Origin of the sequence: Marinobacter salinus (assembly GCF_001854125.1) — a bacterium.
In the GTDB taxonomy this organism is placed as follows: Bacteria; Pseudomonadota; Gammaproteobacteria; order Pseudomonadales; family Oleiphilaceae; genus Marinobacter; species Marinobacter salinus.
This window is the reverse complement of the sequence record NZ_CP017715.1, coordinates 3,264,483-3,279,263: the sequence shown is the minus strand read 5'-3', so window position 1 is coordinate 3,279,263 and position 14,781 is coordinate 3,264,483. Positions and strand designations below refer to the sequence as shown.

Annotated in this window: 6 protein-coding genes; 1 reads left to right on the top strand and 5 read right to left on the bottom strand. The window is 59.6% G+C overall.

Going from position 1 to position 14,781, the window contains the following annotated elements; genetic code table 11:
• Positions 1-50 precede the first annotated feature (50 nt).
• Positions 51-1,328, bottom strand: a complete 1,278-nt coding sequence (gene gabT / locus BKP64_RS15230; RefSeq protein WP_070973714.1) for a 4-aminobutyrate--2-oxoglutarate transaminase — start codon at positions 1,326-1,328, stop codon at positions 51-53.
• Between the two features lie 78 nt (positions 1,329-1,406).
• Positions 1,407-3,170, bottom strand: coding sequence for an ABC transporter transmembrane domain-containing protein (locus BKP64_RS15225; protein ID WP_070971971.1), 1,764 nt, complete (start codon positions 3,168-3,170; stop codon positions 1,407-1,409).
• Between the two features lie 171 nt (positions 3,171-3,341).
• Here BKP64_RS15225 and BKP64_RS15220 point away from each other — a divergent pair, with 171 nt between their 5' ends.
• Positions 3,342-5,165 (top strand): ABCB family ABC transporter ATP-binding protein/permease, encoded by a 1,824-nt coding sequence (locus BKP64_RS15220; RefSeq protein WP_070971968.1) that lies wholly within the window; start codon positions 3,342-3,344, stop codon positions 5,163-5,165.
• Here BKP64_RS15220 and recD read toward each other — a convergent pair.
• From recD to recC, 3 genes are read right to left on the bottom strand one after another with little or no spacing between them, the layout of a single operon-like run.
• On the bottom strand, positions 5,152-7,401 hold the full coding sequence (gene recD / locus BKP64_RS15215; RefSeq protein WP_070971965.1) for an exodeoxyribonuclease V subunit alpha: 2,250 nt from the start codon (positions 7,399-7,401) through the stop codon (positions 5,152-5,154). The genes BKP64_RS15220 and recD overlap by 14 nt on opposite strands.
• On the bottom strand, positions 7,398-11,129 hold the full coding sequence (gene recB / locus BKP64_RS15210) for an exodeoxyribonuclease V subunit beta (protein WP_070971963.1): 3,732 nt from the start codon (positions 11,127-11,129) through the stop codon (positions 7,398-7,400). Before recB ends, recD begins: the two co-directional genes overlap by 4 nt.
• Positions 11,126-14,719 (bottom strand): exodeoxyribonuclease V subunit gamma, encoded by a 3,594-nt coding sequence (gene recC, locus BKP64_RS15205; protein WP_070971960.1) that lies wholly within the window; start codon positions 14,717-14,719, stop codon positions 11,126-11,128. The genes recB and recC overlap by 4 nt, the downstream gene beginning before the upstream one ends.
• Positions 14,720-14,781: the final 62 nt, after the last annotated feature.

Sequence of the window (14,781 nt, the reverse complement as noted above, 5' to 3'; positions counted from 1 at the left end):
CCAGAGGACCGGCTTTCCTTTCCTACCTGAATTTGACTCAGTGCTGAGCTTTACGCACCGGTCTCCTTCAGGCATTCCTCGACAATCGCAAGTCCCTCTTCGAGAACCTCATCTTCGATGGTGACAGGCATCAGGAACCGCAGGGTGTTGCCATACATCCCGCAACTCAGCAGGATCAGGCCTTTCTCTTTGGCCTTCTTGGTGATCGCCGCTGCCAGCTCGGGCTTCGGTTCATGGCTGTCCTTGCTGCCAACAAGCTCAAACGCTGCCATCGGCCCCAGGTTGCGCACGTTATCCACATGCTCAAACTTTTCCTGCCACTGACTGAAGCGCTGCTTGAGCTTCTCGCCCAGGCGCTGGGCTTTGCCAAGGATATCCTCTTCCTTGAACACATCAAATACCGCCAAGGCAGCGGCACAGGCCGTGGGACTACCGGTGTAGGTGCCACCCAGAGAGTTAGGCCCGGAAGCGTCCATGTGCTTATCGGTACCAACAATGGCGGAGATCGGCATACCGTCCGCCATACTCTTGGCCACGGTCATCATATCGGGCTCAACACCGCTGTGCTCAATGGCAAACATTTTACCAGTCCGGCCAAAACCACTCTGGACTTCGTCGACGATCATCAGGATGCCGTGCTCGTCACAGATCTTGCGAATCTCTTTGAGGAAGCTCGTGGGCGCGGCATAGAAACCGCCCTCGCCCAGCACCGGCTCAATCACAATAGCGGCGGTGTCTTTTTCCGGTGAGTCCGCTTTCATGGCCATCTTCAGGCCGCGCAGTGCTTCCTCTTCGCTCACCCCATGGTACGGTACCGGATAGGGCGCGCGATACACGGTTCCGGGCATAGGGCCGAAATCGGTCTGGTAGGGCGCGGCCTTGCCGTTCATGGCCATGGTATAGAAAGTACGACCGTGGTAGCCGCCGTCGAAACAGATGACATTGGTACGGCCGGTTGCCGCCCGGGCAATCTTGATTGCGTTTTCCAGTGCCTCGGCACCGGAGTTAGCGAGCATCACCTTGGCATGACCGCGAACCGGCGCCACGCCGCTCAGTTTTTCAGCCAGTTTCACATAGCCCTCGTAGGGCATTACCGTCTGGCAGGTGTGCATCAGCTTGTCCAGCTGGGCTTTGACGGCTTCAACCACCTTCGGGTGCCGGTGACCGATGTTCAGGACGCCGATACCACCGGCGAAGTCGATCATGCGCTTGCCGTCAGCGTCCCACAGTTCTGCGTTGGTTGCATGGTCGGCAAACTGTTCATTCGGGCTTGCCGCGCCTGCCGCAACATAACGTTCTTTCAGTGCCTGCAACTCTTTATTGCTCACTTTGCCATTCTCCATGGGTTCAGGTTGGAAACTGTTACCTATACAGTGTAGGGAGTACTGTCAAAGGACACAAACCGACTAACGTAGCCGGCTACCGGTTTCTCGTCCCGGTTCTTCTCGAAACTGCAGTTTGGCCAGCCGTCGGTACAATTCGTTTTCTTTCATCAACTCTCCATGGGTTCCCACGGCCAGCAGCCGTCCCTGGTCCAGAACCGCGATCCGGTCGGCATCTCTGACCGTTGCCAGCCGGTGGGCAATGACGAGTGTGGTCCGGCCAGCGGTAAGTGCCGGCATTGCCTGTTGGATCAGATGTTCACTTTCCGCGTCCAGGGCGCTTGTCGCTTCGTCGAGCAGCAGAATAGGCGAACCTGCCAGCAAAGCACGGGCTATGGCCAGTCGTTGCTTCTGGCCACCGGAAAGCCCCAGGCCGGCATCGCCGAGAGGTGTGTCGTACCCTTGAGGCAAGGACTGGATGAACTCATGGGCGTGGGCGATCCGTGCCGCCTGTTCAACGTCTTCCTGGCTGGCTTCAGGCCTGGCATACCGGATGTTATCCACAACGGAGCCATGGAACAGGGCGGGATTCTGGGGTACCAGGGCGAAACAACGCCGCAGGTCCTCCAGCGTCATCCTCGCGGTGTCCAGCTCGTCAATAAGAATCCGACCGCTGTCGGGTTGGTAGAAGTGAAGCAACAGATCAAACAGGGTGGATTTCCCCGCACCGGAAGGCCCGACCAGAGCAAGCGTCTCGCCCGCCCTGATGGTCAGTGACAAATCGGACACGGCTGGCGTTTGTGGTCGCCCGGGGTAATGGAAGGTCAGGTGATCAATGGTAATGGCACCCGTAATATTTTTCGGGAGCCTTTGAATTCCTGCCGAGTCCTCCCGGCGCACAAACGCCGGTTCCGTTTGCAGCAGTTCGAATAACCGGGCGGCAGACCCAGCAGCCCGCTGCAGTTCGCCAATGACCTCACTGATTGCACCTGCGGCGACGCCCACCAGCAGGCTGTAAAACACAAAGGCCGCCAGTTCGCCGGGTGTAATCCGGCCTTCGATGACATCCAGTCCGCCAATCCACAGCACAATGCCGACGGCTCCCATCACTAGTGAGATAGCCAGCGTCGTCAGCCAGGCACGCTGCCGAATCCGGTCCCGGGCAATATCGAAGGCTTTTTCGGATACGGCGGCGAAAAACCGCCGGTCATGGTGTTGATGATTAAACGCCTGTACCGTTTTTATCTGAGTGAGGTTCTCTCCCACATAGCTTCCAACGTCTGCCACACGGTCCTGGCTCAGGCGTGATAGTTGCCGGACCCGCCGACCAAAAAACAGGATGGGCGCGATGACCAATGGGAAGCCCAGCAGAATAATACTGGCCAGTTTGGCATTGGTAACGAACAGCAGGAGCAGGCCCCCGGCCAGCATCAGGGTATTGCGCAAGGCAATGGACACTGTAGAGCCGATCACTGATTGCAGCACCGTGGTGTCGGAGGTGAACCGGGACTGGATCTCAAGTGCCCGGTTTTGTTCAAAGAAACCGGGATGGAGGTCAATCAGGTGGTTAAACACTTTTTTGCGAATGTCTGCCACCACCCGTTCGCCGATCCACGAAACCAGATAGAAACGGGCAAAGGACCCGAATGCCAGACCGATCACCAGCACAAAAAACAGACCGATCGCGCTGGCGAGCATCTCGGGGGATTCTGTCGCCAGTCCCTGGTCCACTAGAATCCGCAAACCCTGCCCTAATCCAAGCGTAATGCCGGCGGTGAAGACCAGGGCCACCATCGCGCCGACCACGGTTTTGCGGTAGGGGCTGATGAATTCAATAACCAGTTTCAGGGCCTGACGATGACGGGTGTTAATGATCTGACTCCGTGGATGGGCGTAAACCTGCGTGACTTTTGAAATTCGCGAATGCTGTACACTTGAGGGCTCTTGATCATATTTTCCGGCCCGTTTTCATCATACGGCTCATGCTTATGATTTTCCCTGTCATCCAAGGATATTTCTGTGCGCGCATACGCCGACAACGATTACCCCAGCAACCACAAGACTGACTGGAAAGTGATTGCCGGCCTCTGGCCCTACCTTTCCGAGTTCCGTGGCCGGGTCGGGTTGGCCCTGGTTCTGCTGGTACTGGCCAAACTTGCCACGGTGGCAACGCCGGTGGCACTCAAATATATCGTTGATTATCTCGACCAGAATCGCGGCGGCGAGTTGTTACTGTGGATTCCTGTGGTGCTCGTTGTTGCCTACGGCCTCTTGCGTTTCGGCGCTACGCTGTTCAGCGAACTTCGGGATGCGGTATTTGCCAGAGTGGCGGAGCGCGCCATGCGACGGGTTTCCCTCCGGATCTTTCGGCATTTACACAACCGGGAGCTGGCCTTTCACCTGGATCGAAAGACCGGAGGCCTGGCCCGGGATATCGAACGGGGCACCAATGGCATCAGTTTCCTGCTTCGGTTCACACTGTTCAATATTGTCCCCACCCTTTTGGAAATCCTGATGGTGGCCGGCATCCTGCTGGTGGTGTTCAACATCGGTTATGTTCTGGCCATTCTGGTCGCAGTGGTGGTTTACGTCCTGTTTTCCATCAAGGTAACGGAATGGCGGACCCGGTTCGTGCGCGAGGCCAACGCCCGGGACAACCAGTCGAATTCCCGGGCGGTGGACAGCCTGCTTAACTACGAGACGGTGAAATACTTCAACAACGAAGCCTTCGAGGCTGATCTGTACGATCAGGACCTGCAGGACTGGGAGCAGGCGCGGTTGAAAAACCGGTTGTCACTGGCGGCATTAAACACCGGGCAGGCGCTGATCATCGGTGTGGCACTGATCGTGATCATGGCGATGGCGGTGCGAGAAGTTGCCAGTGGCGAGATCACCCTGGGTGATTTCACCATGATCAATGCCTATCTGATTCAGCTGTTCATCCCCCTGAATGCTCTGGGTTTTGTCTATCGGGAAATTCGTCAGGCGCTGGTAAATGTCGAGCGTTTGTTTGGCCTGCTTGGCGATAAACCCGCCATAGAGGACGCCCCGGATGCAGCCCCGCTGAGGGTCACCAGCGGAGAGGTGACGTTTGAGCATGTGCACTTCGCGTACCGGCCTGACCGTCCCATCCTTGAGGATGTGGATTTTCGTATTCCCGCGGGCCACACCGTGGCTGTCGTTGGGGCCAGCGGCGCTGGCAAGTCGACGCTGGCCAGACTGTTTTTCCGGTTCTTTGATGTCGACGCCGGTCGCATCACCATCGATGGCCAGGACATCCGGCAGGTCACGCAGGACAGTTTGCGCTCGGCGATCGGTGTGGTGCCCCAGGACACGGTGCTGTTCAACGACACCTTGTACCGTAATCTGGCCTATGGCCGGCCCGACGCCACCGAAGCAGAAGTTTATCAGGCGGCACGCATGGCTCACCTGGAAAGCTTTATCCACAGCCTGCCGGACGGCTACGAGACCCGTGTGGGAGAGCGCGGCTTGAAACTGTCCGGGGGTGAAAAACAGCGGGTCGCAATTGCCCGGGTGATCCTGAAAAACCCGCCACTGCTGATTCTCGATGAAGCGACATCGTCTCTTGACTCCCTGTCAGAGCAGGCGATTCTTGGCGCTTTGAAAGAAGTCAGCCAGCAACGTACCACCCTGGTCATTGCTCACCGGTTGTCCACGATCCGTGATGCCGACACCATTCTGGTGATGGAGGGGGGGCGCATAGTAGAGAGCGGCCATCATAATGACCTCCTCGCCCGGGCTGGCCATTACGCCAGGTTGTGGGAACAGCAGCACCACGGCGGTGAGGATGGTGGCACTGAAGCCGATGTTACGGTTGACTGAGCCGCTGCGCCAGACCGGAAGCACGCCTTACCTGCTGATGGACACTGTCCCGCAGCACGCTGGCGTCACCGGTAATCAGGCTGAACCAGTTCCTCGCCCGGGTGATGCCTGTGTAGATCAGTTCCCGGGTCATTATCGGGCTGAGCCGGTCCGGTAACACCAGGCAAGTGTGATTGAATTCCGAGCCCTGGGATTTGTGAACGGTCATGGCGTACACAGTTTCCAGTTGCTGCAGCCGGCTTGGCGAAATCCACCGAATGCCATCGCTGCCGTCTGTGGCCGGAAATGCGACCCGCAACGTGTCTTTGGGCTCACCCTGCTGGTTTCGATCCCAGGGCACACTAAAGGTAATGCCCACATCCCCGTTCATCAGTCCCAGATTGTAGTCGTTACCGGTCACCAGCACCGGGCGCCCCGGATACCAGCCTTCCGCGCGAGTAATGTGTTTTTCCGCCAACAGGTGTCGTGCCACCAGATCGTTGATGCCTTCCACGCCCCACGGCCCTTTGCGAAGGGCACACAGAATCTGGAAGTCCGAAAATGCTTCCAGCACCTGCAGGGCCAGGCTGTCCCAGTCTACTCTTGGACTCCTTTCATCCAGTTCGTGGTTGTTCAACAGGCTAAGGTACTGATGGTAGCCCACCGGTGGCGGCAGCGGCTGGTGGTTGGCGATGCGGCCCCGGCCCTGTTCACGGAAGGCCTCTGGTGTGCCGGAAACCGCGTGGGAACAGATCATGGCCAGTGCGTTGCTCGGTTCCGGCGTCGGATTCCGGCCATTCAGCCAGATAACATCGTCAAATTCACCGTCCCTGCAGGCCCGGAGGATTCCGGCGTCCAGCGTATCGGTATTGACGGCCTCCGCCAGGGTACGAATACCGCTGTCCTCACTGAAACGGTGACTTTTACGGAGCATGGCCACGGCCTGGTCGAGGGGCTGTCCGCTGGCATCGCTAAGGTTGTCCGGTATCGAATGGCCTGTAATCGCCTCAAGCCAGCACGACGTCTCGGGGGTGTAATGAGCGTCGGCCGCGCGCTGACACAGCTCGCCCAATACGGCGCCGGCATCCACTGAAGCAAGCTGATCCTTGTCCCCCAGAAGGATCAGCTGGGCGGTGGCCGGCAGCGCATCAAACACCGAGGCCATCAGGTCCATGTCGATCATGGATGCTTCATCGATCACCAGGATATCCACCAGCAGCAGGTTATCCCGGTTATGACGGAAACGGCGGGTATCGGGCCGGCTGCCGAGCAGTCGGTGCAGGGTGGTTACCCGGGTGGGGATATCGTCCGGGGTTACGTTGCCGGGCAACTGGCTGAGCGGCAGTCGGCTGACGGCACCCCCAATGGATTCATTCAGGCGGGCTGCGGCTTTGCCGGTTGGCGCCGCCAGACGGATCCGGTGCTTACGGCCGCCACGTTGTCCGGATTTTCCGGCAATCGCCTGGAGCGCGGCGAGCAGTTTGACGACGGTGGTTGTCTTGCCGGTGCCCGGCCCTCCGGTGATCACGGAAAACCGGCTGCGGGCTGCCAGGGCACAGGCGAGTCTCTGGAAATCGATATCGACAGGGGGGCCAAAGAGCGCGGTTAGAGCCAGGCCGAGGGTGGTAGCCATATCGGAATGAGCGTCTTGCAATGGAGAAGACATCGCCAATCGCGCCTGAATGCCCTCGGCAATGCGTTGTTCGTAACGCCAGAATCGACGCAGGTACAGCCTGGTTTCATTCAGTACCAGCGGTGTCGTCAGTGAGCCATCACTTACCGCCTGAGCTTTATCTAATAGGGCTAAGGAGTCCTCCAGGCTGACCCGCGCCAGGATGCTGTCCGGTTCGGGACAGACTGTCTCGCCGGTTCTGAGCCCGCCTGCGGCCTCAACCGAATCCTCCGGTGGCAGGGACAGAATGCTGCCGGCATCGGCAAACAGGTTGGCAAGATCGATACACACGTGGCCCCGGCCGACCTGATGCGAGACCAGGGCCGAGAGCAGCAATACCAACGGATGGAGCGCCTCACCCTGCTCTGCTGACAGGGTTCGGATAAGTCGGGCAAAGCCCACATCCAGCGGACGGATCCATTCCATCTGCTGCCACTGATCCAGCAGCGCATCCATCTTGTCCGGACTTGCCAGAAGCGCGTCTGTATCGTGGGCCCGAGTTGGAGCTGACGGGGCCGGTTTGTCATCGGGTTCATTGCTCAAATCCAGGGAGATCTGCTGGTCAGACTGTCGGGTTTTGCTCATGCGGCGGCCTCCCCTTGTCCGGGCTGGCCATCGAACATGGCATCCAGCACCTCGATCAGCTTCTTCGGCGGTTTGTCGGTAAAAGCCCCGGCGGTTGGAGCCCGGTAGCCACGGAGGAACAGGTACACGGCACCGCCAATATGGGTGTCGTAATCGTAGTCGGGTAATCTCGCCTTCAGCAGACGATGCAGTGCCAGCAGGTAAAGCACGTACTGCAGGTCATAGCGTTTTTCCAGGATGGCCTCCCCCATGGCCTGGTCCGTATAGGCTGTGTCCTTGTCACCCAGGGTATTGGACTTGTAGTCCAGCACGTAATACTGACCGTTGTGTTCGAACACCAGATCGATAAAACCTTTGACCATTCCGTTAAAGCGGCCGGGTTCGGCCTGGGGACGATCCGCCTGGTTGAGCGTGTGGATTTTTACCAGTTGATCCATGGCGCGGGTACTGACGTTACGACTTTCAAACCAGAATTCCAGTTCCGGCCGCAAGATGCCGATGTCGGCCAGGCATACTTGCTCGGTTGTGCCCCGCTGTAAAGGCAATGGTTGAACGAGCAACCCGAGCAGCCACTGCTCCAGTGGCTGGACCCAATCGCTCCAGCCGCGGGTGCTGCAACGGCGGGTAAGCATGTCCCGCAACAGCGGAGGGTTTTCGACGATGGTGCGGAAACCCTGTTGCGTACACCATTCCAGTATTTCGTGCAGGAAGGTTCCGGGCCCTGCTCCTTTCGGGAAATGATGGTGATCGAGTGCTGTGGTGAATTCCGGTTGCTCGCCCTCCGATGTCTGGGCGCTTTCCTCCAGCAGGTTCTGGGTCTGGGCGTCTTCCACCTCGCCACTGAAGACAATACCGGTGCCAGCCATGCCGGTATATTCGATGGAGGAGTAACTGGCAATCCACCAGTCTTCCCTGGCCTCCCGGGTCGAGACCAGGGCCGGACCCAGGGATTCCGGTGCAGGCTCAGCGTAGCTCGCACCGGAAGGCTCGGGTAAGACTGCCACTGCGATGGCCGGCTCGGCTTTGGCCATCGGCTCCAGGTGCCCGGCCAGCGACTGTTGAGGGCTGTCCTGGGCGCCCAGCATGTAACCAAGGCCACTCCGGTGCCACTGATCGATCGCGGCGACACCGACCCATGTGGCAAAGCGTGCCCGGGTCAGAGCCACGTAAAGCTTACGGATATCTTCCCCCAGCCGCTCTCGGTCTGCCTGGGCAATATCGCCCGGCGTTGGGTCAAACACCGTCACCAGGCGACCGGTGTCGTCGTGGTAACGTACCCACGCCTGCTTGTCACTCTCTGCCCGGAACGACGTACCAAAGGGCAGGAATACCAACGGGTATTCCAGACCCTTGGATTTATGCACCGTGATCACCTGAACCAGTCCGGCATCGCTTTCCAGCCGCAGGGTCCGGTGTTCGTCTTCTTCATCGGCAGCTCGCAGGATCTGGGTAAAGTGGTGAACCAGAGCGTGTTCACCGTCCAGTTGCAGGCTGTCCTGCTGCAGTAGCTCAGCGATGTGCAGAATATCCGTTAACCGCCGTTCGCCATCGGGGCGCTGCAGCAGTCGCCCGGGCACGTCAAAGTCCATCAGGAAACTGCGCAGCATGGGCAGTACACCCTGGGCTTGCCATTGTTGCTGGTAACCCATGAAACGTTCGATTTCCCGCTCCAGTGCGATTTCATCGGTCAGGAGCTGGTTCAGAGACTGCCAGGACTGGGCCAGTGTCGGCGTCGCCAGTGCCGCGCGTGCCAGACCAAGCTGGCGGGGCTCCGCGAAGGCTCTGAGCCAGCAAAGCACTTCCGCGGCTTCTGGAGACGTCAGTACCGAATCGCGGTCTGACAGGTAGACACTTTTGATGCGGCGCTGGCCCAAGGCATTACGGACGGCGCTGGCCTCGTTTCGGTTGTTCACCAGAACGGCAACATCACCGGGCGCCACGGCATTCATATCCGCGGGGTTATCGGTCAGGGCGAAGCCCGCCTTGCCCTGCTGGCCCAGCGTCAGCAGCCGGGCAATTTCACTGGCGCAGGCCTCGGCCAGATCGCTGGTGGCGGCTCCCTTGGCCAGCCCTCTGGGACTGCCGCTCTTGTCCTCCTCCTGGCGTTCCAGCATCCAGAACGTGAGGCTGGGCTGGAATTCGCCATTCACTGACCACAGCCGTTTGGTGCCGTTGGCGTTTACACCCTGGAACGGCAGCGGCGAGGTGTCGCCCCTGCCAAACAGAAAGGCGCCGCTGAGGGTGTTCTGATCCGCGAATTCGAACACACGGTTCACTCCTTTGACCATGGGTTCGGCCGAGCGGAAGTTGCGTCCCAGTGTCCAGGTCCGTTCCCGGGCGCCCTTACGAGCTTCCAGATAGGTGTAAATGTCCGCGCCCCGAAAGCCATAAATCGCCTGTTTCGGATCCCCGATCATCAGCATGCAAGTGTGGGAATCGTTATCCTTGACCCGATATATGCGGTTGAAGATGCGGTACTGAATCGGGTCGGTGTCCTGGAACTCGTCGATCAGTGCTACCGGGAACTGCCGACGAATGGTGGCAGCGAGTTGGTTGCCACGGGGGCCGTGCAGGGCTTCGTCCAGCCGGGTCAGCAGGTCATCAAAACCCATTTCCGAGCGCTTCTGCTTTTCGGATTCCAGCCTTCGGGCGATCCAGCCAGTGGCGTGTTTGAGAATGTCGGATTCTGCACTCGGCAGGTTCTGGCTGAAGGTGATCAGTTCGGCAATGGCGTCAAAGGCCGGATGCGATGGTGCCGGGTCTTCGCCTTTGAGTTTTGTGGGCAGGACCTCCGGCGTCTGGTTCTGGAAGCCGGCCTTGTCCATGCCCTCCGGATACAGCGCATCGTCGGTCTGCCATTCCAGTAATGTGTCCCAGGCTACGACCATGGTCTTTTTGCTGCCGCCGTGCAGACGCTTGCTCTTATGCAGACTGTCCAGAAGCTGCAGTACCTCGCTCTTCCAGTCGCCCCAGGGATAGCGCTTCAGTTTCAGAGCCTGGTTCAGACGCCGTTGCCGGACCGCTTCAATGGCGTCCTTCACATCACCGGACGGCGCGCCAAGACTGTCGGCTTCGGGAATCAGATTGCGAACGGATTTACGCAAATCAGCCGGGGTTTTCCAGTGGCCCAGAGCTTCGTCCATCAGAGCCTCAGGCAACGGATAGATGAACGTGCGCCAGTAGTCCCGGACCACGTCATCCAGCAAGTCCGTCTGATCTGTCTCCAGGGTCAGTTTGAACAGGCTGCCACTGTCGAAGGCATGCTCACTGAGCATGCGGTTGCACCAGGCATGGATAGTGGAAACCGCGGCTTCATCCATCCATTCTGCGGCCAGCAGCAGTTTTTTCCGGCAGTCGGGCCAGGTCGCCGGATCGGGATAACTCTCGTCTCGCAACTGGTAAATCAGTGCAGTTTCCGGCGATGCTGCGCTGCTGTCGGCGGCGTCCGAGAACGCCTCGGCGGCCTGGGTAAGGCGGGTGCGGATGCGATCACGCAATTCTTTGGTGGCGGCGTCAGTAAAGGTCACCACCAGCAGGTTCGGTGGCAGTATGCCCTGGGCCAGCGGACTGCTCTCCGGTTGCTGATGCCCCAGCACCAGGCGCACGTACAGGATGGCAATGGTAAACGTTTTGCCGGTACCGGCGCTGGCCTCAATCAGCGTGCTGCCATGCAGGGGCAGAGTTAACGGATCAAGGTTCGGGTTGCGGTTGCTCATCTCGGTGCTCATAGGTGTCCCTCGATCTGTCCGGCCGCCGATTTGCCCTGCTCCGCTTCCCATAAGGGGACATACAGTTCGTGCACCAGGGCCTCGAACTCGCCACTGGCCAGCAGAAGTTCGGCCGTTTCATAGGTGCCGCGCAGATAGCCGGTGTCCCGGTCCAGGGCGTGGCTGAAGGCCTGTTCAGAATCGCTGATTGCACGCTCATGATCCCCCAGAAATTTCTTACTCTGGTAGAAGCTGTAAATCCACGCAAAGCCCGCCTCGCAGTGCAGTGGCAGGGCGCGTGTGGTGGCGTCCATCCAGCGGGCGAGAATGGCATCCAGCTGGGCCTTGGCCAGATCCGGTGGTAGCGGCTCGAAACGGAACTTCCGGCCTTCCTCCTTGCCGAGGATAAGGGTTTCAAAAGGCCGTTCAGTGAGCTGGCCGGCCAGGTGAATCACCCAGTCCCGCATCAGGTTGGCGTAGCGGACTCTCTTGCTGGAGCCGGAGCCGGTCAGCAGGCTCGAGCCTGCCACCACCAGGCGGCACAGATGCCCGTCGGGATTGCCGCGAAGGTTATCGATCAGGTCCAGCACTTCCACAGACCCTGTCGCGCTTTTGAACCGGTAATCAAAGGCCAAGGGCTCGACGACAGCTTCCGGCCATTGATTTACCGAGTCGCGGTAGCGTTGAAACAGATCCGGCAACCGGCCAGCCAGTTCGGTCCGCAGTCGCTGTTCGGTCACACCCATACCCAGGTCGCCGCGGCGGGCCATCCGGTCGAGAGTGCTCTCAAGACGTTCTTGTAGGTCTTCTTCGGACCCCGCTTTCAACAGGCTGTCCTGGATCAGTTCGTTATCCAGACGCCAACGGTCCAGGCCATTCAGGTCGAAATTCTCGTTATCGGTATCGTCGTCTTCGACCGCCTCAAACCGAACCTGCAACCGGCGCTGGTAAAAAGTGTCGATGGGTTTTTTCAGAAATTGCGCCAGATCGTTGAGGGCGACCGGCTCTTCCGGTTCAAGATACGGCAGGGCCTCCTGTTCCCGCGCTACCGATTCGCGGTTGTGGGCGAGCCGCCACTCGCGTTCATAGGTAAACAGATTACGTGCCTGCAGTACCGAGCTCAGGGGTTTCGGCAGGGTGTCTTCACCCGCTTCCATGCCGTTGGCCCGGGGGAAGTAGTCCCGACTGAACGGCTGGAGGGGGTGTTGGGTGGTCAGGGCTTGGGTCACCGGTCTGTCGGGGTTTTCGGGCAACCGCCACAGGCTGTCGAGATGATCCTGAAGCTGAGCTACCAGGACCGACGGCGGTCGCTCGGAGTCGTCCCGGATACTGCGGCCGACCCAGCTGATATACAGCTGTTCCCGGGCCGACAACAGGGCCTCCAGAAACAGGTAACGGTCGTCTTCCCGGCGGGAGCGATCGCCGGGACGATAATCCTCTGCCATCAGATCAAAATCCACCGGCGGCCGTGAACGCGGGTAGTCGCCGTCGTTCATACCCAGCAGACAGACTTTGCGGAACGGAATGGCCCGCATTGGCATGAGGGTGGCGAAATTCACTTTACCGGCCAGGAAGCGCTGGTTCAGGCCGCCCTCGTCGAGGCCATCCAGCAACACGTCCTTGACGATATTCAGGGGTAAGAGCTGCGTGTCCAGGCCTGCGGCCAGAGCATCGTCCAGCCATTGCTCAAGCTGACGTCGGAAGCGATTCAGCAACAGCAGGTCCGTGCCCTCTACCCTGTCGAAAAACTGTTCCAGCATGTCGGAGAACAGGGCTTCCCACCCTGCCGGCGAACGCGGTGACTGCAGTGCCAGCCAGAGCTGTTCCAGTTTGTGGATGAAGTCGTTCAGCCGGCCAGCCAGGCTGGCTTGCAGGCCTCCGATTTCGCCATAGGGTTCGATTCCGGCCCAGGGTTCGTCGTCGCCCATACCGTACCCCAGTAACATGGCGCGCAGGCCCGCCTGCCAGGTATTTCGTTCAAGGCTCGCGGGCAATTCCAGGCTTTCCCGGTGCTGGCCGTGCAGGCCCCAGCGAATATTCGCCCCCTCAACCCAGCGTCGGGCCAGGGGAATCTCATCCTCGGTGATGCCGAAACGCTCCCGGATACCCGGAACCTCCAGCAGGCTGATGATCTCGCTCACCGCAAACCGGCTCCGCGGCAGAGACATCAGCGTTTCCAGCGCGATCAGAACAGGCTCGTGATGGCGCTGACCCTGATCCGAGATGGTGAACGGGATGTGGCGCCGGCGACCGGGCTGGTAGCGCCCGAACACGGCCTGAATGTGCGGTGCGTAGACGTTGATGTCTGGCATCATGACAATGACATCCCGTGGCCGGAGGGTCGGGTCCGCGTTAAAAGCGGCGAGCAGTTGATCATGCAGGATTTCCACTTCCCGCTGTGGGCTGTGGGCGTCATGAAAAACCAGGGAGTGATCCTGTTCGAGAGCAACCCGTCGCTGCTCGTCGCGAATATCCTGCAACGGCGTCAGGTTGTAGATGTCGTTCTGAAGCTGGTGCAACAGGCAGGGTGCTCCCGCATGGCCGTGTTCCGAGAAGATGTCGATTTTCTGATCCGGGGTCTGGAAATGGCCGCGGTACTCGTCCGGGTTATCAAATTCATCCAGCAGCCGGATATAGTCCCGGCCCTGCTTGCCCCAGGCGGCCAGCAGCGGATTGGCGTGTTGGTGCAGCTGGTCCGGATCGCCCATTTGCGACAGCGTCGGGTGGGCGACACCTCGCTTGCGCTCGGCCCTGAGCAGGTCCCTGTCACTGATAATGTCGGCCCAGTAAAACTGACAGGGGTTGTGGACGCACAGTACCACCTGACTGAACCGGCTCAGAACGTAGAGCGCTTCCAGAGCTTGTCGGGGCAGCGACGATACGCCGAACACCACAATGCGCCGGGGCAGCCGGGCGGGGTCGGTCGGCACTGTCAGTGTTTTGCCCACCGTCATGAACCGGGTGTGAATCCGTGAGCGACTGGTGTGGGCGTCGACGCCGATGTCTTCCACCAATCGCCGCCACAGGACCGGCTGCCAGCGTCGCTCTTCGTTCAGCGGCCGTTCCTCATTGCGGGCGCTAATCACCACATCGCGGCCCTGCTCCCAGGCGCTGAGCCAGTCGGCCCGGAACACCTGATACTGGTCAAACAGGTCTGCGACCTTTTCGGCCAGCTGGAAATCCCGAAGGTCAGGGTCGGTGCCGTCAAGGAATCGGGCAAGGGGGGTAAACACGTCATCCTGGCTGACCAGCTCCGGCAGTAGCCGGTAAAGCCGCCACACCAGCCGGCGCTTGTCGAAGGGGGATTGTTCCGGCACCTCTCCGGCCGGCAACACGGCCCGGTAGGCCTGCCAGATAAACCGCGCAGGGAACAGAAAATCCATACCGGCAGCAATGCCGAGGCCACCAGCGTTGCCGTCTTCGGACCGTTTCTCTGCCAGTGCCAGTTTCAGCCACTGGGCAATGCCGTTGCTCTGCACCAGAAAGGTTTCGTTCTCCAGCGGCGGCAGAGGCGTTTGCTGACAGATAAAAACCACGGCGCGGCGCAGGTCTTCCAGATGATTGGCATGAATGGCGTGAAAGCCCGGTTCAATGGCGGAATGGTCGGCCATGGAGATCCTTGTCGCGTGATAAGTTTATTCCCGATTCGTCAGGTTACCGTAACTGGTAACAA

Excerpts from the sequence above, each read along its gene's own strand:
- recB (WP_070971963.1), bottom strand. The coding sequence starts at position 11,129 with ATGAGCACCGAGATGAGCAACCGCAACCCGAACCTTGATCCGTTAACT.
- recD (WP_070971965.1), bottom strand. The coding sequence starts at position 7,401 with ATGAGCAAAACCCGACAGTCTGACCAGCAGATCTCCCTGGATTTGAGC.
- recC (WP_070971960.1), bottom strand. The coding sequence starts at position 14,719 with ATGGCCGACCATTCCGCCATTGAACCGGGCTTTCACGCCATTCATGCC.